This window comes from Micromonospora sp. DSM 45708 (assembly GCF_039566955.1).
Classification (GTDB): domain Bacteria; phylum Actinomycetota; class Actinomycetes; order Mycobacteriales; family Micromonosporaceae; genus Micromonospora.
In genome coordinates, this window is sequence record NZ_CP154796.1 from 6,912,805 (window position 1) to 6,936,318 (window position 23,514).

The window sequence follows — 23,514 nt, forward strand, 5'->3', positions numbered from 1 at the left end:
TCGCGTCAGACACATGCTGTTCGGAGATTACCGGTAGTCCCGGCCGTCCCGGGGCAACTCGGCGCGCCCGCCTCACCCGGGCGGAAGATGCGCCAACTGCACCAGACGCACGCCCTCACGCCGGGTGACCAGACGGGCCCGGCCCGGCGGCAACGGCCCGGCCTTCACCTGGCCCACGAGCGGCCCCTCCTCCGGGCCGCCGGACATCACCAGCCCGGCCGTGGACAGCTCCCGCAACCGCTGGATGATTGGCTCGTACGCGGTGCGGCCGGCACCGCCCGAGCGCCGCGCCAGCACCAGGTGCAGCCCGACGTCCCGGGCGTGCGGCAGGTGCTCCTCCAGCGCGCGCAGCGGGTTCGTCGGCCCGCCGGCCACCAGGTCGTAGTCGTCCACCAGCACGAACAGCTCCGGCCCGGTCCACCACGTCCGGGCGCGCAACTCCGCCGGGGTCACCTCCGGGCCGGGCTGCCGCCCCTGGAGGTAACCGGCCGCCGACTCGATCAGCTCGGTGGTGTGCGGCGCGGCCGTGCCGTACCCGATCAGGTGCGCCGTCTCGATGGCGCCCATCAGGCTGCGTCGGTAGTCGACCAGGATCACCCGGGCCTGCTCCGGGGTGAACCGGTGCACGATCGAGGTGGCCAGCGCGCGCAGGAACGAGGACTTGCCGCACTCGGCGTCGCCGAAGACCACGAAGTTCGGCTCGGTGGCGAAGTCCAGCACCACCGGGGCCAGATCCGCCTCGGCCACCCCCACCGGGAACGCCAGCCCGGTGGTCGCGGCCTGGTCCAGCTCGGCGTACGGCAGCACCGGCGGGAGCAGCCGCACCCGGGGCGCCACCGGGCCCGACCACCCGTCCACGACGGCCTTCACCAGGTCGGCGGTCCCGTCGCCCAGCGCGGCCACCCGGGGCTCCGCGGTGAGGAAGTGCAGCCCGCCGGCGGTGATCCCGCGCCCCGGCCGCTCCTCCGGCACGGTGGCCGCCAGTGCGCGCTTCACCACCACCGAGTCCGCCGGGTCGCCGAGACGCAGCTCCAGCCGGGAGCCGAACAGGTCACGGATCGCCGGCCGGAAGTCCGACCAGCGCAGCGCGCTCGCCACCACGTGCACCCCGTACGCCAGCCCCCGGGTGGCCAGCTCGGTGACCAGCGGTTCCAGGTCCTCGTACTCGCCGCGCAGCGTGTTCCAGCCGTCGACGAGCAGGAACACGTCCCCGAACGGGTCGGCGCCCGCCGCCGGAGTCGCGGCCCGCCGCCGACGCCACGCCGCCATCGACTCCACCCCGGACTCGGTGAAGCGCCGCTCCCGCTCGGCGAGCAGCCCGACGACCTCCCCGACGGTACGTCGCACGGCGGTGCCGTCGGTCCGCCCGCTCACGCCGCCGACGTGCGGCAGGTCCCGCAACGCGCCGAGCGTCCCGCCGCCGAAGTCGAGGCAGTAGACCTGCACCTCGGCCGGGGTGTGGGTGAGCGCCAGCGCGCAGACCAGCGTGCGCAGCACGGCGGACCGGCCGCTGCGGGTGGTGCCGACCACCGCGACGTGCCCGGCCGCGCCGTCCAACGCCAGCCAGAACAGGTCCCGTCGCTGCTCGAACGGCTTGTCCACCACCGCCACCGGCACCTGCAACGCGCCGTGCAGCTCGGGATTGGCCACGGTGAGCCCGCGGGCCGGGTCGACGCCGACCGGGCCGAGCAGCTCGTCGAGCGTGGGGGAGGCGTCCAGCGGTGGCAGCCACACCTGGTGGGCCGGTGGGCCCTGCCCGGCCAGCCGGTCGACCAGCAGGTCGAGCAGCGTCTCGCCGCTCTCCTCCTCGGCCGGGAGCGCGGCCGGTGTCGTCGGTTCGGGCACCGGCGCCAGGTGGGTGGAGAACGCGAGCACCCGAGCGGCGCCGGTGCCGGGCGTACCCGCCGGACCGTGGCGGCGGCGGACCGCGCCGGAGACGTACGCGGCCTTGAACCGGACCAGCGGTTCGGTGCCGGAACGCAGGTAACCGTGCCCCGGACTGCGGGGCAGCTCGTACGCGTCCGGCACGCCGAGCACCGTCCGGGACTCCAACGTGGAGAACGTCCGCAACCCGATCCGGTACGACAGGTGGGTGTCCAGCCCCCGCAGCCGCCCCTCCTCCAGCCGCTGGCTGGCCAGCAGCAGGTGCACGCCGAGCGACCGGCCCAGCCGGCCGATCTGCACGAACAGGTCGATGAAGTCGGGCTTGGCGGAGAGCAGCTCGGAGAACTCGTCGCAGATCAGCAGCAGCGACGGCAGCGGGGCGAGCGGGCTGCCGGCCGCGCGCGCCCGCTCGTAGTCGCGCACGCTCGCGAAGTTGCCGGCCCGGCGCAGCAGCTCCTGGCGGCGCATCAGCTCCCCGTTGATCGCGTCGACCATCCGGTCGACGAGCGGCAACGCGTCGGCCAGGTTGGTGATCACCGCGGCGGTGTGCGGCAGGCGCTCGAACGGCGCGAACGTGGCGCCGCCCTTGAAGTCGACCAGCACGACGTTGAGCTGCTCCGAGCTGTGCGTCGCGGCCAGGCCGAGCACCAGCGTGCGCAGCAGCTCCGACTTGCCGGAGCCGGTGGCGCCGATCAGCAGCCCGTGCGGGCCCATCCCGTCCAGCGCCGACTCCTTCAGGTCGAGGTCGATCGCCCCGCCGTCGGCGCCCACCCCGATCGGCACCCGCAGCCGGTCCCGGGCGGCGCGGGGCGCCCAGCCCTGCTCGGCGGTGAAGCCGTCCGGGTCGCCGAGACCGAGCAGCTCCGGCAGGCCCGGCTCGGCCCCGGGCGGCGCGTCCGGCCCGCGTACCGTGCCGGCCAGTCGCAGCGGCGCGAGCCGCCGGGCGACCGCCTCCGCGTCGGCCTCCGCCAGCGCGTCGGCGGCGCCCACCTCGGCCGCCCCCTCCGCCGAGTGCGAGTGCAGCCGGCCGTCGACCAGGTCGAGGAGCAGGGCGTACCGGTCGAGCAGCCGGGGTGGCGGGGTGTCCAGGTCGAGCACGGTGACCGCGTCGATGCCGCCGTCGCCGGCCAGGTCGGCGGCCCCGGTCAGGTCGCCGCCGTCGAGCACCACCACCACGTGCGGCCCGTCCGTGGCCGGGCCGTGCGGGCTGAACCGGGACCGGCTGCCGAGCACGTCGTCGAGGAGCCGTTCCAGGTCGGCGGCGGCGCTGGTGACCAGCCGCACCGGGCCGAGCGCGTCGGTGCGCGCCGGGTGGTGGGCGTGCGGCAGCCACTTCACCCACTCCCACCGGTCCCGGCGTTCCGGGCCGGCGCAGACCGCGATCAGCAGCTCGTCGGGGGCGTGGAAGACGGCGAGCTGGGTGAGCACCGCCCGGGCCAGCGCCCGGGCGGCCGGCGAGCCGGTGCCGCGTACCTCGCCGGCCGGGCCGCGCACGAAGACCCGGGCGAAGCTGCGCAGCGACAGCGCCACCGGCAGGTCCGGCACCACCGAGTACGCGTCCAGGAAGCGCCGCAGCGCCCCGGCGGTCATCGGCTCCAGCTCCTCCAGCGGGCGGGTGACCGGCGGGACCAGCGGGGTGGCCAGCGTCTGCGGCCCGACGCCGACCCGGACCACCGCGAAGTCCGGGTCGCCCGGCCGGCGCTCCCAGACCCGGTGGCTGTCGACGGTGGACCAGAGCCGCCCCGGCTCCGGATGGCGGTAGGCGAGCCCGGCGCGCTGGGCGCCGGCCGTGTCCCGGACCCGGCGACGCAGCGTGGCCAGGTGGCGCAGGTACTCCCGCCGCGCGGCCATCAGCTCGGACTTCTTCGGGCCGGCGCTGCCCCAGGTGGTCACCAGCATGGCCAGCGAGGAGAGCCCGAACATGCCGCCCACCACGTACGAGTAGGCGCCCCCGCCCCGGCCGAACATCATCGCCATGGCCACCGTCCCGCCGAGCATCGGCAGCACCATCAGCGCCTGCTGCCAGCGCCCGCCGGCTGCCACCGGGATCTCCGGCGGCGCCTCGACGGGCAGCTCGCCGGCCGGGATCTCCGGGGCCGGTCGGCGCGGCGGTCGCTTGATGACGACAGTGGACACGCGGCCTCCCATGGCTCTCGGTAACCCGAGCCTGGCTCATAGTAGGTAAAGTCCTCCCGTCCGTCAGCCCACGTTCCGGCTCGATGATGGAGATACGTCGATGACAAGCGGGCTCGCCCGGGTCACGATCAGCGCGCCCCGGCGACGGGTCGACGTGGCCCTGCCGGAGCAGGTTCCCCTGGCCGAGCTGCTGCCCGAGGTGCTCCGGCACGCCGGGGAGGGGCTCGCCGACGACGGCGAACGACACGGCGGCTGGGTGCTGCGACGCACCGACGGCGCGGTGCTGGCCACCGCCCAGGCGCTGCTGCCGCAGGGCGTCCGCGACGGTGAGGTGCTGCATCTCGTGCCGGCCCGCGCCGAATGGCCCGAGCTGGAGTACGACGACGTGATCGAGGCGATCGTGGACGGCGCCCGCCGCCGGGGTGCCGCCTGGTCGGCCGCGGCGACCCGGGCCGCCGCGCTGGCCGGCGCCGCCGTGCCGCTGGCGGTCGGGCTGGTCGCGGTGCTGTCCGCCGGTCCCGGCGGGCGCGGATGGGCGGTCGCCGCGGTGGTCACCCTGATCCTGGTGCTCGCCGCCACCGCGGCCTCCCGGGCCTACGGCGACGGCCCGGTCGGCGCCACGCTCGGCGGGTACGCGCTGCCCTGGGCGGCGGCGGCCGGCGCGCTCGCGGTCGGCTCGGGCGACCCGGTCGGCCCGATCCCCGGCCTGCGCTGGGTCGGCGCCCCCGAACTGCTCGTCGGCTCGGCGGCGGTGCTGCTGGTGGCGGTGCTCGGCCTGCTCGGCGTGGCGCACCGGTCCCGGGTCCCGGTGGCCGGCGTGACGGTCGGCGCGGCCGGCGCGGTGGCCGCGCTCGGCGCGTTGCTGCTCGACCCGGCCGGCACCGCGGCCGTGCTGCTCGCCGTCGGAGTCTTCGCGCTCGGCGGGCTGCCGCTGCTGGCCATCCGGGTCGGCAAGCTGCCGCTGCCGCCGCTCACCCTGCCCGCCCCCGCCGGCACCCGCGACCTGCCCGACCGGGGGCGGGTGCACGCGGCCGTGGCCCGCGCCGAGGAGGCGTTGACCGGGATGCTGCTGGGGCACGCGGTGCTGGCCGTGGGCGCCGCCGCGGTGCTCGTCGCCGCCGGTGGGACCGCCGGCCGGCTGCTGGTCGCCGTCGCCGCCGGGGTGCTGCTGCTGCGCTCCCGGCTCTTCGTGGCGGTGCGGCACCGGGTGCCGGCCGTCGCCGCCGGCCTGGCCGGGTACGCGCTGCTCGGCGTGGTGCTGGCGGAACGGGCCGGGCCGGAGGGCCGCCTCGCGCTGACCGTCGGCGGGCTGGCCCTGGCCCTGGCCGCGGTCACCGCCGGCGCCACGTACGCCCGCCGGCCGGTCTCGCCTTACCTCGGCCGGCTGGCCGACCTGACCGACACCGCGCTCGTGGTGGCCGTGGTGCCGGTGGCCTGCGCGGTGCTCGACCTCTACGACCGGGCCCGCGGCCTGCTCGCCTGAACGACGCGGGGCCCGGGTCGCCGATGCGACCCGGGCCCCGGAAGTCTCGCCGTCAGTGCAGCGTCTCGCCGCGCTCCGCGGCCTCCTTGGCCCGGCGGTACGAGTTGACGATCTCCGCCTCCGCCTCGACCCGGCCCACCCAGGTCGCGCCCTCGACCGACTTGCCCGGCTCCAGGTCCTTGTAGACCTCGAAGAAGTGCTGGATCTCCAGCCGGTCGAACTCGCCCAGGTGGTGGATGTCGCGCAGGTGCTCCTGGCGCGGGTCCTCGTAGGGCACGCAGAGGACCTTGTCGTCGCCACCCTTCTCGTCGGTCATCCGGAACATGCCGATGGTGCGGCAGCGGATCAGACAGCCCGGGAAGGTGGGTTCCGGCACCAGCACGAGCGCGTCCAGCGGGTCGCCGTCCTCGCCCAGGGTGCCCTCGATGAAGCCGTAGTCGGCGGGGTACTGCGTGGAGGTGAAGAGGGTGCGGTCCAGCCGGATCCGGCCGGTCGCGTGGTCCACCTCGTACTTGTTGCGGTGACCCTTGGGGATCTCAACCGTGACGTCGAAATCCATCTCCCACGCTCCCTCGTTTGCCCACGCTGGCTAACGGAACCACCGGCTCGCCGCCCGCACGGGGAACGCCCCCCGCCGGCTCCGGCCGCCGCATAGTGTTCGGACCGAAGTAGTGTCACCCAAGGTGATTTCGAGCGGGGGAGGAGGGGGCCGTGGGGAGGGAAGATTCACACTACCGCCCCGAGGGGGTTGACGGGCGGCGGTCCGTCGGATCCGGTTCCGGTCCGGCCGGTGCCACCGGCCGGGTGTCCGTGCCGGGTGCCAACCTCACCCACCGTGCGGCGCCGTCCACCGGCCCGGCCCGCCCCGACGACCGGGCGGCCGGCAACTGGCCGGCCCCGGTGCCGGTGAGCCCGCCGGTCCCGCCGGTCGGCACCGCGCCGCCCCCGCCGCTCCCGCCGCCCCCGGTCCCGCCGCGCCGCCGCGGCCGACTGGTCGCGGCGCTGGCCGGCGTGCTGGTGCTGGCCCTGGCGGTGGCCGGGCTGGCGGTGCTCCGCCCCGGCCCGGTGGCCGGCTGGCTGGGCAGCGGGGGCACCCCGTCCGGCGCGACCGCCGCGCCGCCCGAACCCGACCCGCCGGTGGTGCTGGCCGGGCCGGACGGCAACGCCCCGCTGCCCACCGCGGCCGGGCTCCGCGCCGCGCTGGACCCGCTGGTACGCGCCGCCGCACTCGGTGACCGGGTGAACGTCTCGGTGGCGGACGTGACCACCGGTCAGGCGCTCTACGGCAGGGGGGCGGACGCGCCGACCGTGCCCGCCTCGGTGACCAAGCTCGCCACCGGCGTCGCGGTGCTCGCCGCGCGCGGCCCCGCGTACCGCATCCCCACCCGTGCGGTGGCCGGCGCGAACCCGGGCGAGGTGGTCCTGGTCGGCGGCGGTGACCCCACCCTCGCGGTGGACCGGAAGAACGCGTTCTACCCGGGCGCGGCCCGGCTGGACGACCTGGCCGCCCAGGTGCGCACCGCGCTCGGCGGCACCGCCCCGACCAAGGTGATCGTGGATTCGACGCTGTTCAGCGGCCCGGTCTTCGAACCCGGCTGGGACGCCGACATCCCCACCGGCGGGTTCGGCGCGGCGATCACCGCGCTGATGACCGACGGCGCCCGGAAGGACCCGGCGCAGGCCCGGCGCACCGCGGAGGAGACCAACCACGCCGCCGAGCGGGTTCCCCAGCCGGACCTGACCGCCGGCCGGCAGTTCGCGAAGCTGCTCGGGCTCACCGGGGTCGCTGCACAGGCGACGCGGGGCGCCGCGCCGGCCGCCGGCGGGTCCGGCACCGCGCCCGGCGCCGAGTTGGGCAAGGTCGAGTCCCTGCCGGTGATCCGGCTGGTCGACATCATGATCAGCGACAGCGACAACGTGATCGCCGAGGCGATGGCCCGCCAGGTGGCGCTGGCCAAGGGCCGGCCCGGGTCCTTCACCGGCGGCGCGGCGGCCACCGGCGAGGTGCTCGGCGGTCTCGGTCTGCCGGCCGGTGAGATCAGCCTGGCCGACGGCAGCGGGCTGTCCCGCACCAACCGGATCAGCCCGTCGCTGCTCACCGACCTGATCACGCTCGCCGGCAACGGGAGCCACCCCGAGCTGGCCGCGATCTTCGGTGGCCTGCCGGTCGGCGGCTGGTCCGGCACGCTCGACGAGCGCTACCAGGTGGCCGCGACGCGGACCGGCGCCGGCGTGGTGCGCGCCAAGACCGGCACGCTGACCGGGGTGAACGCCATCGCCGGAACGGTCACCACGGTCGACGGTCGGCTGCTGACGTTCGCCGTGCTCACCGACCGGACGCAGGGCTCGCTCGACGAGACCCGGCAGGCGCTCGACCGGATCACCTCCGCGCTGGCCGGCTGCGGCTGCCGCTGACCGACCGGCGTCGATCGGCCGCTCCGAGCCCGGGTGGGGGTGTGCCGGCGCGGGTACGGTGGGTTCATGGCGCAGTTCGTGGACTGGGATCTGGCCGCCGCTACCGCGGGGGCGCTGAGCAAGTCGGGCCCCCGGGTGTCGTACGCCGAGGCCACCGACGTGGTCGGCGACCTGCGGCGGCTGACCGAGGAGGCCGCCGGTCACGTCGCCGACTACACCGGCCTGCGGGCCCAGGTGGCGCACCCGCCGGTCCGCGTGGTCGACCGCCGGGACTGGGCGGCGGCCAACATCGCCGGGCTGCGTGAGGTCGTCTCGCCGCTCGTGGAACGGCTCTCCGGGGACAAGCGGCCGGGCGCGCTCACCGAGGCGATCGGCTCCCGGGTGACCGGCGTGCAGGCCGGCACCGTGCTGGCGTACCTGTCCGGCCGGGTGCTCGGCCAGTACGAGGTCTTCGCCGGCGACCCCGGCCAGCTGCTGCTGGTGGCGCCGAACATCGTCGAGGTGGAGCGCAAGCTCGGCGCCGACCCGCGTGACTTCCGGCTGTGGGTGTGCCTGCACGAGGTCACCCACCGCACCCAGTTCACCGCCGTGCCGTGGATGCGCGCCTACTTCCTGGGCGAGGTGCAGGCGTTCGTGGACGCCTCCCAGGGCGGCGAGCACCTGCTGGAGCGCCTGCGCCGCGGCGTCGCCACGCTCTCCGACGCGGTCAAGGACCCGGAGAGCCGGGCCAGTGTGCTCGACATCGTGCAGACCCCGGCGCAGCGCGCCGTGCTGGACCGGCTGACCGCGCTGATGACGCTGCTGGAGGGGCACGCCGAGTTCGTGATGGACGGCGTCGGCCCGCAGGTCATCCCCAGCGTCGGGTCGATCCGGGCGTCGTTCAACCGCCGCCGCGAGTCCGGCAACCCGCTGGAGAAGGCGATCCGCCGGCTGCTCGGCGTCGAGGTCAAGATGCGCCAGTACGCCGAGGGCCGGAAGTTCGTGCACGGCGTGGTCGACCGGGTCGGCATGGCCGGCTTCAACAAGATCTTCTCCTCCCCGCTCACGCTGCCCCGGCTCGACGAGCTGGGCGACCCGGACGCCTGGGTGTCCCGGGTGCACGGGCCGGCCGGTGCCACCCCGACCGCCGGCTGAACCGGCCGCCCCGACCGGGCCGCCCCCGTCGGCGGGACCGGCCGCGCCCCCCGCGCCCGCGCCGTCCGTGGCCGCCGTGCGGCTCGCCGTACGCCGGCTGCTGACCGACCTGCCCGGGCCCGGACCGGTGCTGGTGGCCTGCTCCGGCGGGGCCGACTCGCTGGCGCTCGCCGCGGCCACCGCGTTCGTGGCGCCCCGGCTCGGTCGCGCGGCCGGCCTGGTGACCGTCGACCACGGCCTGCAAGCCGGTTCGGCCGAGCGGGCCGACGCGGTCGCCGGCTGGGCCCGCACGGCCGGTTTCGACCCGGTCGAGGTGATCGCGGTACGGGTGGCCGGGCGCGACGGCGGTCCCGAGGCGGCGGCCCGGGAGGCCCGCTACGAGGCGCTGGTCGCCGCTGCCCGGCGGCACGACGCGGCCGGGGTGCTGCTCGGGCACACCCGGGACGACCAGGCGGAGACGGTGCTGCTCGCGCTGGCCCGGGGCGCCGGGCCACGCGGTCTCTCCGGCATGCCGGAGCGCCGGGAGCGGGACGGGGTGCCGCTGCTGCGTCCGCTGCTCGACGTGACCCGGTCCGACACCCGCGCGGCCTGCGCCGCGCTCGGCCTGGCGGTGTGGACCGACCCGCACAACACCGATCCCGCGTACGCCCGGGCCCGGGTCCGGGCCGAGGCGCTGCCGGCGCTCGTCGACGCGCTCGGGCCGGGTGTGGTGGCGAACCTGGCCCGGACCGCGCGCCTGCTCGCGGCGGACACCACCGCGCTCGACGCGTTGGCCGGCGACGCGCTCGCCGACGTCCGGGCCCCCGGTGGCGGGCTCTCGGTCGACGGGCTGGCCGCGTTGCCGGCGGCGGTCCGTACCCGGGTGCTGCACGCCTGGGCGCGGGAGCGGGGCGCCGCGCCGGCCGCGCTGTCCCACCGGCACGTGGCGGCGCTGGACGCGCTGGTCACCGCCTGGCGTGGCCAGGGTCCGGTGCACCTGCCCGGCGGCCGGCAGGTACGCCGGCACGCCGGTCGCCTGGTCGGCTGACCGGGGGGCATGGTCCGGGCCTGCGGGACGGTCGGGCGGGTCAGGCGTCGGCGCGTTCGCGGAAGGTGGTCCGGTAGGCGTGCGGCGTGGTGCCGACCCGGCGGGTGAAGTGGTGCCGCAGCGCCGCCGCGTCACCGAAGCCGGCCCGGTCGGCGACGCTCTCCACGCTGAGCCGGGTGTCCTCCAGCAGCCGCCGGGCCAGCAGCACCCGCTGGTTGGTCAGCCAGTCGTGCGGCGTGGTGCCGGTCTCGGCGCGGAACCGGCGGGCGAAGGTACGCGGGGCCATCCCGGCGCGGGCGGCCAGCTCGTCCACGGTCACGCCGCGGTCGAGGTGGCCCATCAGCCATTCCAGCACCGGTTCGAGGGTGGGCGCCTCCGGGGCCTTCGGGATCGGGGCCTCGACGTACTGGGCCTGGCCGCCGTCGCGGTGCGGTGGGACCACCATCCGTCGGGCCAGCCGGGTGGCGGTCGCCGAGCCGTGTTCCTGGCGTACCAGGTGCAGGCACGCGTCGATCCCGGCGGCCGTCCCGGCGCTGGTGAGCAGCCGGCCGTCCTGGACGTAGAGCGAGTTGCACCGGACCCGGGCCCGGGGATTGCGGCGCTGCAACTCGTCGACGTAGAGCCAGTGGGTGGTGCACTCCCGGTCGTCCAGCAGGCCGGCCGCGCCGAGCACGAACGCGCCCGAGCAGACGCTCAACACGTACGCCCCGCGGGCGGCGGCCCGGCGCAGCGCCGCCGGCACGGCGGGCGGTATCGCCCGGAGGTCGTCCTCGCCGGGCACGGTGACGCCGCTGAAGTGCGCGGGCACCGCGACGAGGTCGGCGTCGTCGAGCGGCGCCAGGTCGGCGTGCGGCTGGAGGTCGAACCCGGACGAGGTGCGCACCGCCCCGCCGTCGGGCGAGCAGACCTGGAACCGGTAGGCGGGGAAGCCGTCGTCGGTGCGGTCGGTGCCGAACACCTCGGCGAACACGCCCAGCTCGAACGTGGCGACCCGGTCCATCGCCAGCACGGCCACCGAACGCAGCATGTGACGAGGGTAACCCGGCAGGTGGCAGGAAATCGATGCTCACGGGCATTTCTGCCACTGTCCGGGTCGGACGGCGGCCCGCAGACTTGGTGGTGTCCGGTGCGCACCGGCGGCGAAAAGCGAACCAACCATGCGAAAGCGAGCGCCGCCATGACCGTCCTGCTGCTCCTGCTCTTCCTGCTCCTGCTGGCCGGGGCCAGCGCCCTCGGGTTCACCGCCGACACCCGTGACTCGGCCGACTGGAAGCCGACCGACGACGGGCGGCGCTGGCGCTCCCGCACCTGCTGAGGTGATTTGTTTCGTTCGCGCCGAATATCCCCGGTGGGACCGCGCCAAAAGGGGCGGCCCCGCCGACGGCGGCCATCCGGCGTACGGCAGGCTAGGAGCATGGCTGACGGCTCCTGGTACGACGCCGACATCGACCACGTGATCATCTCCGAGGCGCAGATCCGCGAGAAGACCGCGGAACTCGCCAAGCAGGTCTCGGCGGACTACGCGCACGTCGAGGACGGTCTCCTGCTCGTCTGCGTGCTCAAGGGCGCGGTCATGTTCATGGCCGACTTCGCCCGCGCGTTGGGCCGCCAGGGCCCGCCCGCCGAGCTGGAGTTCATGGCCGTCTCGTCGTACGGCCAGGGCACCACCTCGTCCGGGGTGGTCCGCATCCTCAAGGACCTGGACCGGGACATCGCCGGCCGGCACGTGGTGGTGGTCGAGGACATCGTCGACTCCGGCCTGACCCTGTCCTGGCTGCTGCGTTACCTGGAGTCGCGCTCCGCGGCCAGCGTCGAGGTGGTCGCCCTGTTCCGCAAGCCGGACGCGGTCAAGGTGCAGGTGCCGGTGAAGTACGTCGGCTTCGACATCCCCACCGAGTTCGTGGTCGGCTACGGGCTCGACTTCGGCGAGCGCTACCGCGAGGTGCCGTACGTCGGGGTGCTCAAGCCCGAGGTCTACGCGCGAGCCTGAGCGCCGCGGTCGAGCCGTTCGTCAGCGGACGTTCAGCGGGCTCTCAGTCTTTCGGTCTACGGTAGGGGTCGGTGACGTGGAGGCACCCTCCACGCCCGACCGTTCGCGCCGCGTGACCGTGCGGCATGGGCCGGTCGGGTGCGGAGCTCCCCGCCACGCCGGCTCAAACCTTGGTTCGCCGTACGCGTAAGTGCCGGGCTCGCAAGCTCACATCCGGCACGAACGGTGTACCGTCGAGTGACCGTGGTGCGGCAGTTCGCGCGCCCCGGGGGTCGGGCCGGCCCGCACGGCGGCCCCGGCCGCCGCCCGAGGCGGCGACACCATTCAGACGGTCTTGACGTCGATCAGGAGGATGCGGGCGCCTCGGTGCCCGACGACAGCATGGAACGTACGCGTTTCTTCCGCCGACCGGTGGTCTGGATCATCCTGGTCATCCTCGGCGCCGTTGTGCTCAGTCAACTGTTCACCGCTGGTCCCAGCTACCACCGCGTGGACACGTCCGTCGCGCTCGACCAGCTCAACAAGGGCGGTATCGAGAAGGTCGTCTTCCAGGACAAGGAGCAGACGCTCCAGCTCGACCTGAAGGACAAGGCCAAGTTCGACGACACCACCACCGACAAGATCGAGGCGCAGTTCCCGTACGAGGTCGGCGGCCAGGTCTGGAACCAGGTCCGCGAGGCCGAGGCGGCGGACCGGATCACCGGCCCGGTCGACACCAAGGTGTCGTCGGACAGCATCTGGGTCAGCCTGCTGGTCAACCTCCTTCCCATCGCGCTGCTCGTGCTCCTGCTGCTGTTCTTCATGTCGCAGATGCAGGGTGGCGGCTCGCGGGTGCTCAACTTCGGCAAGTCCAAGGCGAAGATGATCACCAAGGACACGCCGAAGACCACCTTCGCGGACGTGGCCGGGGCGGAAGAGGCCGTCGAGGAACTGCACGAGATCAAGGACTTCCTGCAGAACCCGGCGAAATACCAGGCCCTGGGCGCCAAGATCCCGAAGGGCGTGCTGCTCTTCGGTCCGCCCGGTACCGGTAAGACGCTGCTGGCCCGCGCCGTGGCCGGCGAGGCCGGCGTGCCCTTCTACTCCATCTCCGGCTCCGACTTCGTCGAGATGTTCGTCGGTGTCGGCGCCAGCCGGGTCCGTGACCTGTTCGAGCAGGCCAAGTCGAACGCGCCGGCGATCGTCTTCGTCGACGAGATCGACGCGGTCGGCCGCCACCGTGGCGCCGGCATGGGCGGCGGCCACGACGAGCGGGAGCAGACGCTCAACCAGCTCCTGGTCGAGATGGACGGCTTCGACACCAAGGGCGGCGTCATCCTGATCGCCGCCACCAACCGGCCGGACATCCTCGACCCGGCGCTGCTGCGCCCGGGTCGGTTCGACCGGCAGATCCCGGTCGACGCCCCCGACATGGAGGGCCGCAAGGCCATCCTGCGGGTGCACGCCAAGGGCAAGCCGTTCACGCCCGACGTCGACCTCGACGCGGTCGCCCGGCGTACCCCGGGCTTCTCCGGCGCCGACCTGGCCAACGTGATCAACGAGTCCGCGCTGCTCACCGCACGCAAGGAGCAGCGGGCGATCTCCAACGACTCGCTCGAGGAGTCGATCGACCGGGTGATCGCCGGCCCGCAGCGCCGCACCCGGGTGATGAGCGACCAGGAGAAGAAGATCACCGCGTACCACGAGGGTGGGCACGCGCTGGTCGCCTGGGCGCTGCCGCACGCCGCGCCGGTGCACAAGGTGACCATCCTGTCCCGGGGCCGGTCGCTGGGGCACACGCTGGTCCTCCCGACCGAGGACAAGTACACCCAGACCCGGGCCGAGATGATCGACACCCTGGCGTACGCGCTGGGCGGCCGGGCGGCCGAGGAACTCGTGTTCCACGAGCCGACCACCGGCGCCGGCAACGACATCGAGAAGGCCACCCAGTTGGCCCGCGCGATGATCACCCAGTACGGCATGAGCTCCAAGCTCGGTGCGATCAAGTACGGCACCAGCGGCGACGAACCGTTCCTCGGCCGCAACATGGGCCACGAGCGGGACTACTCGGACTCGGTGGCCGCCGAGATCGACGGCGAGATGCGCGCGCTGATCGAGCTGGCCCACGACGAGGCCTGGGAGATCCTGGTGGAATACCGGGACGTCCTGGACAACATGGTCCTGGAGCTGATGGAGAAGGAAACGCTCTCCACCGCCGACATGGCCCGGATCTGCGCCCGCGTGGTCAAGCGTCCGCCGATGGCGCCCTACCACGGCTTCGGCAAGCGGCTGCCCTCCACCGAGCCGCCGGTGCTCACCCCGGCCGAGAAGGACGCGCTCAAGGCGCAGGCCACAGCCGACGGCATCTCGGTCGGCGGCGCCAGCAACAACTCGGACGGTACGCACTGAGCACCGACCCGACGGCCGGCTCCCCTCACCGGGAGCCGGCCGTTTCCGCGACCGAACCCGACGGGGACGACGCGCTCGACTACGTCGCCGCGCGCCTGATCAGCGGCAAGCTCACCGGCGGTCCGGTCGAGGACAGCGTCGACCTGGGCCGGATCGAGAAGGCGGTCCGGGAGATCCTCATCGCGGTCGGTGAGAACCCGGACCGGGACGGCCTCCAGCAGACGCCGGCCCGGGTCGCCCGCGCGTACGCCGAACTCTTCGCCGGCCTGCGCGTCGACCCGGCGCAGGTGCTCCGCACCACCTTCGAGGCCAACCACGAGGAACTGGTGCTCGTCCGGGACATCGACGTGATGAGCCTGTGCGAGCACCACCTGCTGCCGTTCCGGGGCAGCGCACACATCGGCTACATCCCCGGGCCGGACGGCCGGATCACCGGCCTGTCCAAGCTGGCCCGGCTGGTCGAGGTGTTCGCCCGCCGGCCGCAGGTCCAGGAGCGGCTCACGTCGCAGATCGCCGACCTGCTGATGTCCAGCCTCGCCCCGCGCGGCGTCATCGTGGTGCTCGAGTGCGAACACATGTGCATGGCGATGCGCGGCATCCAGAAGTCCGGCGCGAAGACCATCACCTCGGCGGTCCGGGGCGGCCTCCAGAACGACGCCAAGTCGCGGGCCGAGGCGATGGCGCTGATCATGCACCGCTGACCCGACCGGCACCCACGGCCGCGCCGCCACCTCGGCGGGCGCGGCCGTGGTCGTCCCCGGACGGTCAGCCGGGCAGCATGGCCAACAACAGCCCGGCGGCGGTGAGCACGGCCGGAACCAGGCAGACCAGCGCGCCGAACCGGGGCGTCCGGTCCACCCGGTCGGCCGGGCGCGGCCGGAACACCCGCCCGACCGCCAGCCAACCCAGCATGAACGCCACCGCCGGCAGCGGCAGCCCGACCAGCAGCGCCAACACGGTCACCGGCCCGGCACCCGCGACCGCGTGGAGGGCGAGTTGCAGCAGCGGCACCACCAGCGCCAGCGGCCCGTACACCAGCAGGTTGCGTGGGCGGGCCGGCCACCGGGCCAGCCGGGGCAGGCCATGCGCGGCCAGGGTGTCGTCCGCGGCGTCCGCCCAGCCGCCGGCGGCACGCAACGCCGCCAGCACGGCGGACGGCCCACCCGCCATCGACCGGGCCGCCTCGCTCACCTCCGGCGGCGTCGGAGCCAGCGAGATCGCCGGCACACCCAGCTCACGCAGCCGGGACTGCTGCGCGGCCAGCCGCTCGCGTACCCCGGTCAGCTCCTCGCGGGCCGCCGTCACCGACCGGGCCTGCTCCCCGGCGGCGGTCGCCGCCGCACGGCGTACGCCGTCGAGCTGCCGCGCGGCGGCGACGTATTCCGCCCAGGCCGACTCGGCGGGATCCACCGTCACCGTCGGATCACCCACGCGCGGCCCGGGCACCGCCGTTCCCGTCTCGCTCATCGGGCCACCTCCCCGGCCCCGAACGGCACGAAGACCGTGCCCTGCTCCTCCGGGCCGTCCCAGAGCACCGCACGACCCGGCCGGGGATGCCACCACACCGGCCGGTCGAAGAGCCGCTCCAGCCGACCACCCGGCACGTCGGTGACCGCCACGGCGGTGAGCTTGTCCACCTCGCCCTCGGGCCCCAGCAGCCCGGCCAGCGGCGCCGGCGTACGCCACCAGCCGAGCAGGTGCCGGCCGGCCGGTGGCCCCTCCAGCAGCAGCGACCGCAGCAGCTCCGGCGGCAACTCGGCGGCGTCCGGCACGTCCAGCCCGAACACCACCAGGTAACCCGGCTCGTCCGCCTCGATGGCCGCCCGCAACCCGCCCGCGTCGACCGTCTCCACCCGGTGCCGCCCGGCCAGCTCGGCCGCGAGCACGCCGGCCGGCTCCGCCGACCCGTTCGCCAGCGGCGCCAGCACGAACCGCCCCGCGTCCGGGTGCGCCACCGCCGTGCTGCGCACGGCGGTGACCAGCAGCCGCTCGGCCTCCTCGTCCCGACCCAGCACCGCGAGGTTCCGGCCCGCGGCCGGCCCGAGCGGCACGGCCACCGTGCTGCGCCGCACGTCCACCGCGCGGCCCAGCAACGCGGCCGGCGCGTGCACCCGCCCGGCCAGCGCGGCCCGGTGCCGCGGGTCGTTGGCGAGCAGCGGGCGGGCGTAGCCGGCGAACACCACCGGCGGGACCGCCGTCTCCGGCCGGGCCGACCACAGCCGCCGCCGCAGGTCGGTGAGGACGCCCGGGTCCGCGTACGGGTCCGGGAAGCGGATCATCCGCTCGTGGCCGCGGGTCGCGCCACGCGGACCACCCAGGCCCCCGGCCGTGTTCACCACCGCGTTGCCCACCGGCAGGCCGGCCGCCGAGTCGTTCGCCGGCTCCAGCACCGCCGAACCGCCGGGCAGCGCCACCCGCACCGGGAACTGGCCGAGCAGCGGATCACGCGGACCACCGATGCCCAGGTCACCCTCGCCGGCCAGGACCAGATGGATCCCGTACGCGCGGGCGGCCCGGGCCAGCGCGTCCAGCCGGGCCAGCAGGTCGGTGGCGAGCCGGTCCCGGTCGCGCAACACCAGCGGGAAATTGTCGATCACGCAGACGATCCGGGGCAGCGGCTGATGCTGACGCAACTCGGCGTAACGCTGCCCGCCGGCCCGCCGGGACGCCTCCTCGCGGCGGCGCGCCTCCGCCTCCAGCTCACCGAACAGGTCGGCGACGTACTCCCGGTCGGCGGCCATCCCGGCGGCGCGGACCTGCGGCACCCAGGAACGGTCCCGCTCGGTCTGGAGGAACTCCACGAACGACTCGCCGTCGCCCAGGTCGGCCAGGTAGAGCACCAGCTCGTCCGGGCCGTACCGGGCGGCCAGCCCGAACAGCGCGTCGGTGAGGAACGCCGACCGCCCGGCCTGCGACCGGCCGCTCACCAGCCAGTGCGGGGTCAGCTCGGTGAACCCGAGACTCACCGGGCGTCCGGCCGCGTCACCGACCGTGGTGCTGAGCCCGTCGGCCGAGCCGTCGGTCCAGAACCCGTCGGCCGGCAGCAAATCGGCCAGGGCCAGCCGCGACCCGTCCTCCACCTGCCGGGCCAGCCGCCGGCACACCTCGGCGGCCAGCTCGGCCGGCGGATCCTCGTCCAGGAACACCGGCGAGTTCAACCCGCCGGACGCCTCGACGCCCGGACTGCTGAACCCGGCCGCCGGCGGACCACCCACCAGCGCGTAGGCGGTGCGCACCGTGAGCGGCGTGGCCCGGGGCAGCGGGACACCGGCCGGCCAGCCGGCGACCACCAGGTGCAACCCGGCCCGGGGACCACGCTCGGCCAGGTCGGCGAGCCGGTCCGTGTCGGTGGGGACGCTGCCGTCGGGCAGAGCGGCCACCACGAGCAGCAGCGTACGGTCGTGTCCACGTTGCCGGGCGGTGCCGGCGGCCACCCACTGCTCGGCCTCGGCCAGCACCGCCCGCAGCCCGGCCAGGTCGGTGGCGGGCGGCGGCAGCAGGCCGGCGTCGGCGAGCGCCGCGAACCCCCCGAACGTGTCACCCGGGCCCCCGTCGACCACCCGGGCCAGCAACTCGCCCGCCGGGGTGGCCGCGAAGAGACGCAGCAGCAGCGCCCGGAGCAGCCCCGCCACCCGCGGATCGGTGACGTCGGCGTCGACGCTGAGGTGGCCGCTGCCGAGCAGCGGCACCAGCGCCGGGAAGCGGGCGTCGTCGAGCGGCGCGGCGTTGCCGACCCGGACCCGGGCCGGCGGACCGTCGCCGGGCGGCGTGGCCGGTGTCAGGGTCTCCAGCGCCGCGCCCGCCCAGCCGGGCGCCACCCGCTCGGCCGCCGCGCGCAGGCGCTCGGCCAGCTCGTACTGCCGGTGGTGGTCGGCGGGGGCGGGCCGGATCTCGTCGAGGATGCCGGCCGCCGCGGTCGCCGCGGCCTCGGCCCTGCGGTGCAGCGCGGCGGCCCGGCCGGCACGCGCCTTCGGAGTCGCCACCGCGTCCACCTCTCTTCCCGAGGCCGACATCTTCCCCCCGAGCTGTGACGGTAACCCAGCCGGGAGCCGTCCACCGGGATGTCGGTCGGCGCGGTGAGCTGCGCGCCGGTGAGCAGACTCACCCCGTCGCCGGGCGGCGTCCGCCCGGCGGTTCGCCACGATCCGCCAGTTCTGAGGCATTGGGTACGCGGCGCGCAGCCGATAGCCTCAGGAGGTGGAATCAGTGCAGCCCCCCGCCGGTTCCCAGGTCTCCCGCGTACCGGCGCAGCGGACCCCGCCGGAGCAGTTGGCGCCCCCCGCGCCCGCTCCGGCTCCGGTCCGCCCCAGGCGCCCGCTGCGCACCGTGCTCGCGGTCGTCGCCGGCGTGGTGGCGTTGCTCTGCGCGGGCGGCGCAGTCGTCGGCTTCGTGCTGTACGACCGCGCGACCGCACCGGACCGCAGCGCCCCCGATGTGGTGGTGGACAACTATCTTCGGGCTTACCTGGTAGATCGCAATGACACCAAGGCGGAGGAGTTCTCCTGCTCCTCTGAAGGCGATCTCGATGCGATCCGTGGCCTTCGTGTCGAAGTGGAGCAGCGCGAGGCGAAATTCGATGTTGTGGTGCGCGTCAACTGGGGTCCGTTAACCGGCATCAAGAACGGTGATGGCGAGTCGGTAAGTACGACATTGACCATTTCCAGCTCGGCTAACGGACAGACACGAAGCAGCCGGCGGGAGGACTGGGAGTTTCGAGTGGTTGAGCGGGACGGCTGGCGTGTTTGCGGAGCCAACAAGATCAGCTAGCGGTGGCTACTCCAGCCAGAGCAGGTGGACCGGCACCTCCAGGGTGGTGGGTGGCTGCCCGCGCCACGCCCAGCGGTACCACTCCAGCTCGGGTGCCACCCGGACGCAGATGTCGCCGTCCGCGCCGGAGTAGGTCTCGGTGACGGCCCGCAGGTCACGCCGCTCCGCGCCACCGTCCACGTGCACCACGCGCCGCCCGGTCACCGCGTCGGCCTCGAAGACGGGGGTCGGCGGCCGGCGGGTGGGCGCGTCGAGCGAGACCAGCCGGATGCCGGACTCGGCCGGGCCGACCGACGGTCGTCGTCCGCCGACCGTCTCCACCCAGACGCGTTCCACCGGCATCAGCGGCGCGAACACCTCCACCTGCTCGGACTCGGCCCGATACCACTCGTGCTCCGGGATGACCGGCACGTAGGTGCGGCTGCCCTGCACCACCCGCTCGTCGGCCCGCAGGTCACCGCGCCAGCCGAGGCCGGGCAGGCCGACCAGCACCCGGCGGCCGCGCAGCTCGGCCCCACCGGTGGCGGGCACGACCTCGATCGGGCGTGGCGGCAGCGGGGCCCAGTCGGGGCGGTCCGCGAACGGGTCGGGCAGCGGATTGCTCATGGCGGCGAGCTCATCCGGTCCCGGTGAGGGGCGCACCGCGCTCGCGCATGAACGGCACCGGGTTCTCCGCACCGTAGCTGGACCGGTCGCTGTCGTGGTGCACCTCGAAGTGCAGGTGCGGGCCGGAGGAGTTGCCGCTGGTGCCGGAGAGCCCGATCACCTCACCGGCCGCGACCTCCTGACCGGGACGTACCCGGGGCCGTTCGATCATGTGGCAGTAGCGGGTGATGAAGCCACCGGCGTGCAGGATGTCGACGAACCATCCGCAGCCGCCCTTGTCCGGCCAGCCGTCCCGGTCGCAGTCCCGCCGGCCGGAGTGGTCGGGGTCGCACCTGGCGACCAGCACCCGGCCGGCCGACGCGGCGTGGATCTCGGTGCGTTTGTCCGCGGCCAGGTCCACGCCGTCGTGGCTCGGGCGGGCATCGGTCCGGAAGCCGGAGACCACCCCGCCGGGCAGCGGCGCGGTCCAACCGGAGGCGGCGATCCGGGCCCCGGCGGCGGCGTCGCAGACCGCCTTGCCGGCGATCTCCACGGTCCGGGCCGCCCCGCCGGCGAGCGCGTCGACGATCCGGCCAGCCAGTTCCTCGTGCTTGGCGTAGGCGTCCGGGAACGCGCTGACCTGGACCCGCTGCGCCACCACGGACAGCGGCCGTTGCTGCCAGTTCGGCACCTTCACCATTTTCTGGTAGAACTTGCGCGCCGCGTACGACGGCGTCATCCGCTGTTCGACGGTGCCCCAGCCCGGCCGCTGCTGAAACAGGCCCACCGAGTCGTGGTCGGCACCGACCCCCTCGTGCGGCAACGCCAGCGACGCCGGCACGCGGCTGTTGGCCAGGTTACGCAGCGCCGACTCCTGCATCGCGGTGGCCAACGCGATCACCCACCCCCGGGCCGGCACCTTCATGTCCTGACCCGTCTTGATGATGGCGGCGGCGTTACGCAGCTGGCCGTCGCCGTACTCGGCGAAGCGCGGCATGTCTCCGGTCAGCGTCACCTGGTAGGTGGGGTCGCAGGTCAGGCTGGCGAGCTTCGGGTCCTCCCGATCACCGCCCAGTTCGGTGAGGAAGAAGGCGGCGGCGCCGCCCACACAGCAGAGCAGGGCGAGTACGCCGGTGACCGCGGTGGCCAGCACGCCGACCCGAACCTTGCGGCGGACCTGCCCGACGGCCGCCGCTCCGGCGCTCACGACCGCTCCCAGTCGACCGCGTCCACCAACCACGGACCGTCCGGAGCGACCAGTTCGAGCCGGAGCGTGCCGTCGTCCAGCGGGATCATCGCCTCCACGAAGGACTCCGTGCGGGGGCGGAGCGCCGGCGGACCGGTGGTCCGCCGGGCCGGCACGGTTTCCGGGTCGGCGCCGGCCATCTTCTCCACCAGCGCGGGGGTGGAGAGCGGACGCAACCGGGCCTGCCAGGCCGCACCGGTGCTGCCCGGACCGGCCAGCCAGGCGGTGGTGAACCGCGCGGCCACCTGCTCGGGGGTGGGCTCACCCGGGCGGGTCCTCGGGGCGACCGCGGCCGGTGGGCTGGACAGCACCCCGTCCTCACCGGCCTCGGGATCCACGGTGCTGATCGGCTGGGTGGGGCGGACGGCCACTCCGACGCCCGCGTCGCCGGACCCGGCGACCAGTCGGGCCCCGCCGATCACCCCGAAGATGAGGACGGCGATCACCAGCGCGATGCCGAGCCGGGACCGGAGGACCCGGGTGAAGAGGAATTCCAGCGCCCGTCGCACCGGTGTCACCTGGCCTCGGAGCGGATCCGCGGCGCCGGTCGGGCCGCCGGTGCCGTCCCACGGTCCGCTGAGTCCGGACGGTAGACGGCGTAGGAGGGAACCTCCTCGGGCACGTCCGGGTCGGTCCAGGTGGACGGTGCGCGGCGCGGCCGGGGAGCGGCGGTGGGCCGTCCACCGCTGCGCTCGGCCGGGGGCGCCTCGTCCGGCCGTTCCCGTCCGTCCGGCCGTTCCCGTTCGACCGCCGTGGCGGCGTGCGCCGGATCCTCGTGCCGGGCCTCCGGTCGGAGACTGCGCTGGTCGGCCGTGACGCCGTGACGCCGGCCGAACGCCGGCTCGTTGGTGCCGCCGGGCTCGGCCACGTCGAGCCGGGCGGCTACCCGCATGTCCCGGAAGAACCGGCGGTGCCACGAGCCGGCGGAGCTGACCGCCTCGCTGCTGTCCTTGCCGCCGAGCTGGGTGATCCGTCGGTACGGTCGCAGCAGCAGCCAGCCCACCACCCCGCAGAGCCAGACCAGCACCACCTGGAGCCAGCCGGGCAGCGTGGCCGTGTTCATGATCAGGTCGACGGCGAAGAGGTAGATGGCGGCGCCGGTGCCGAAGATGGCGATGTTGAAGACGGCGGCCACGACGGCGTTCGCCAGCCGGCGGAGCCCGGCGCTGGCCGGGCGCATCAGCCCGACCGTGCCGAGGATGGGCGCGGCGATCACCGCCCACCGGAAGATCAGGAAGCCGAGCAGCACCAGCACCGACGCGGTGAGGTCAAACATGGCGAAGAGCAGCGAGGCCAGCACCGCGATGAAGCCGGCACCGATCCGGTCCATGTCCTTGGTGCCCTGGAGGTACTCGTACGCCTCCGGATCCTCCGACTTGATCTGCTCGGCGACCCGGGCCCACTGCTGTTGCTTCGCCTTGATGGTGCCTTCGCGGGTGGCCGGGTTCTGGCGAAGCTTCTCCGCTTCCTCCCATGTCAGTGACTTGGCGTCGTAGAGCGCCTGACCGTACTTCTTGGCGGTTTCGCTGTCCGCGGAGCCGAGCACGCCGCGCAGCCAGTTGCGGTAGAGCATGGTCTCGGTCGCGGTGTCGCTCGCCCGCACCGCGGGCGGGCGATGGTCCTTGCATGACTCGGGGTTCGGGTCGTCGCACTGACCGGGAGGGGTGTCCTTCGTGGATGGGCCGACCGCGTCGTGCACCACGCCCAGGGTGGTGATCAGCGTGTTGTCGGCGATGTTCGCGGACTTCACCGGCCAGGCGGCCAGCGCGGTCACCGCCACCATCACCAGGATCGCCCAGCCGGCAGTGGTCATCGCGTTGCTCATGTCCGACTGGCGGGAGCGCCAGAGCAGGTAGAGGCCGACCACGCAGATGGTGATGATGCCGAAGACGCTGAACACCTTTTGGTAGACGGCCTTGGTGGCCTGCTCGACCAGTGGGTCCGCCCAGCGCCACATGGTCCGTGGGTCCCACGCGCGCTCCCGCAACGCGTTCGACGCGCCGATCACCGCGTTGGCGAACATGAATTCGCCGTTCGCCACCATGGTGGTGAAGCGGTAGTCCGGGTGGAGCACGGACGAGGCGCAGCCGCCGTCCACGTCGTACGTGGTGTAGCTGTAACCGGCGTACCCGTAGTCGCTGTAGAGGCCCTTGGGACCGGGCTGCTTGGCGGAGTCGGGTCGGGCCGCGAACCAGCCGGCGAGGCCGGAGTCCGGCGCGCCGGGCACCGGCGCGTTGCGGCACTCGACCTGGTCCTCGCTGACCGCCTTGAGCTTGCCCACGCAGGCCCGGAAGTCGGCCTGCCACTCCTTGGTGCTGCACAGCTCGGCCCGCGCCTGGGCGACCGGGCCGGCCGCGTACGCGGGTGTGGCCCCGATCAGCGGCCAGGAGATCGTGGCCCCGGCGAGTACGCCGAGGGCGATGAGGAGCGCCGTGATCCGTGCCCGGGCCCTCGCCATG

General features: G+C 74.6%; 18 protein-coding genes. 9 read left to right on the forward strand and 9 right to left on the reverse strand.

The genetic code is table 11. The features are described from left to right. Nucleotides 1-72: 72 nt before the first annotated feature. The gene (eccCa, locus tag VKK44_RS30435; RefSeq protein ID WP_343444628.1) at nt 73-4,020 is read right to left on the reverse strand and encodes a type VII secretion protein EccCa; all 3,948 of its coding nucleotides are present in this window, start codon (nt 4,018-4,020) and stop codon (nt 73-75) included. 100 nt (nt 4,021-4,120) lie between these two features. On the opposite strand from eccCa, the gene eccD reads away from it, so the two are divergent. Then, nucleotides 4,121-5,503, forward strand: a complete 1,383-nt coding sequence (eccD, locus tag VKK44_RS30440) for a type VII secretion integral membrane protein EccD (RefSeq protein ID WP_343444629.1) — start codon at nt 4,121-4,123, stop codon at nt 5,501-5,503. Nucleotides 5,504-5,555: 52 nt separating this feature from the next. On the opposite strand, the gene VKK44_RS30445 is transcribed toward eccD, so the two are convergent. After that, the gene (locus VKK44_RS30445) at nt 5,556-6,062 is read right to left on the reverse strand and encodes an inorganic diphosphatase (protein ID WP_091070192.1); all 507 of its coding nucleotides are present in this window, start codon (nt 6,060-6,062) and stop codon (nt 5,556-5,558) included. 431 nt (nt 6,063-6,493) lie between these two features. Here VKK44_RS30445 and dacB point away from each other — a divergent pair, with 431 nt between their 5' ends. The 3 genes from dacB (at nt 6,494) to tilS (ending at nt 10,079) form a co-directional block, all read left to right on the forward strand. Further along, nucleotides 6,494-7,918, forward strand: a complete 1,425-nt coding sequence (gene dacB, locus VKK44_RS30450) for a D-alanyl-D-alanine carboxypeptidase/D-alanyl-D-alanine endopeptidase (RefSeq protein WP_343447958.1) — start codon at nt 6,494-6,496, stop codon at nt 7,916-7,918. A gap of 66 nt (nt 7,919-7,984) precedes the next feature. Next, a complete protein-coding gene (locus VKK44_RS30455) occupies nt 7,985-9,052 on the forward strand; it encodes a zinc-dependent metalloprotease (protein WP_281934359.1) in 1,068 nt (355 codons plus the stop codon). Between the two features lie 76 nt (nt 9,053-9,128). Beyond that, entirely contained in the window at nt 9,129-10,079 is a 951-nt protein-coding gene (tilS, locus tag VKK44_RS30460) for a tRNA lysidine(34) synthetase TilS (RefSeq protein WP_458351702.1), read from the forward strand. 40 nt (nt 10,080-10,119) lie between these two features. On the opposite strand, the gene VKK44_RS30465 is transcribed toward tilS, so the two are convergent. Beyond that, complete coding sequence (locus VKK44_RS30465) at nt 10,120-11,106, reverse strand: GlxA family transcriptional regulator (protein ID WP_343444631.1); 987 nt, start codon at nt 11,104-11,106, stop codon at nt 10,120-10,122. A gap of 150 nt (nt 11,107-11,256) precedes the next feature. Between VKK44_RS30465 and VKK44_RS30470 the strand changes: the two genes are divergently transcribed. From VKK44_RS30470 to folE, 4 genes are all read left to right on the forward strand, one after another. Then, on the forward strand, nt 11,257-11,394 hold the full coding sequence (locus VKK44_RS30470) for a hypothetical protein (RefSeq protein ID WP_199199870.1): 138 nt from the start codon (nt 11,257-11,259) through the stop codon (nt 11,392-11,394). Between the two features lie 99 nt (nt 11,395-11,493). Further along, complete coding sequence (hpt, locus tag VKK44_RS30475; protein ID WP_281934365.1) at nt 11,494-12,069, forward strand: hypoxanthine phosphoribosyltransferase; 576 nt, start codon at nt 11,494-11,496, stop codon at nt 12,067-12,069. Between the two features lie 381 nt (nt 12,070-12,450). Continuing rightward, entirely contained in the window at nt 12,451-14,457 is a 2,007-nt protein-coding gene (gene ftsH / locus VKK44_RS30480) for an ATP-dependent zinc metalloprotease FtsH (protein ID WP_343444632.1), read from the forward strand. After that, the gene (gene folE / locus VKK44_RS30485) at nt 14,454-15,158 is read left to right on the forward strand and encodes a GTP cyclohydrolase I FolE (protein WP_343447959.1); all 705 of its coding nucleotides are present in this window, start codon (nt 14,454-14,456) and stop codon (nt 15,156-15,158) included. Before ftsH ends, folE begins: the two co-directional genes overlap by 4 nt. A gap of 64 nt (nt 15,159-15,222) precedes the next feature. On the opposite strand, the gene VKK44_RS30490 is transcribed toward folE, so the two are convergent. Together VKK44_RS30490 and VKK44_RS30495 are read right to left on the reverse strand one after the other, a co-directional pair. Further along, nucleotides 15,223-15,924 carry a hypothetical protein gene (locus VKK44_RS30490; RefSeq protein WP_343444633.1) on the reverse strand — a complete coding sequence of 234 codons (702 nt, stop codon included), beginning with the start codon at nt 15,922-15,924 and terminating at the stop codon, nt 15,223-15,225. Next, entirely contained in the window at nt 15,921-18,470 is a 2,550-nt protein-coding gene (locus VKK44_RS30495) for an FtsK/SpoIIIE domain-containing protein (protein WP_343444634.1), read from the reverse strand. Before VKK44_RS30495 ends, VKK44_RS30490 begins: the two co-directional genes overlap by 4 nt. Before the next feature lie 193 nt (nt 18,471-18,663). On the opposite strand from VKK44_RS30495, the gene VKK44_RS30500 reads away from it, so the two are divergent. After that, on the forward strand, nt 18,664-19,224 hold the full coding sequence (locus tag VKK44_RS30500; RefSeq protein WP_343447960.1) for an Rv0361 family membrane protein: 561 nt from the start codon (nt 18,664-18,666) through the stop codon (nt 19,222-19,224). A gap of 6 nt (nt 19,225-19,230) precedes the next feature. Here the strand turns inward: VKK44_RS30500 and VKK44_RS30505 are convergent, their stop codons facing one another. From VKK44_RS30505 to VKK44_RS30520, 4 genes are read right to left on the reverse strand one after another with little or no spacing between them, the layout of a single operon-like run. Further along, the gene (locus tag VKK44_RS30505) at nt 19,231-19,830 is read right to left on the reverse strand and encodes a hypothetical protein (RefSeq protein WP_343444636.1); all 600 of its coding nucleotides are present in this window, start codon (nt 19,828-19,830) and stop codon (nt 19,231-19,233) included. Nucleotides 19,831-19,840: 10 nt separating this feature from the next. Further along, nucleotides 19,841-21,016, reverse strand: a complete 1,176-nt coding sequence (locus VKK44_RS30510) for a M23 family metallopeptidase (protein WP_343444637.1) — start codon at nt 21,014-21,016, stop codon at nt 19,841-19,843. Continuing rightward, nucleotides 21,013-21,573 (reverse strand): hypothetical protein, encoded by a 561-nt coding sequence (locus VKK44_RS30515; RefSeq protein ID WP_343444638.1) that lies wholly within the window; start codon nt 21,571-21,573, stop codon nt 21,013-21,015. The genes VKK44_RS30510 and VKK44_RS30515 overlap by 4 nt, the downstream gene beginning before the upstream one ends. Continuing rightward, complete coding sequence (locus VKK44_RS30520) at nt 21,570-23,513, reverse strand: MraY family glycosyltransferase (RefSeq protein ID WP_343444640.1); 1,944 nt, start codon at nt 23,511-23,513, stop codon at nt 21,570-21,572. The genes VKK44_RS30515 and VKK44_RS30520 overlap by 4 nt, the downstream gene beginning before the upstream one ends. Nucleotide 23,514 lies beyond the last annotated feature (1 nt).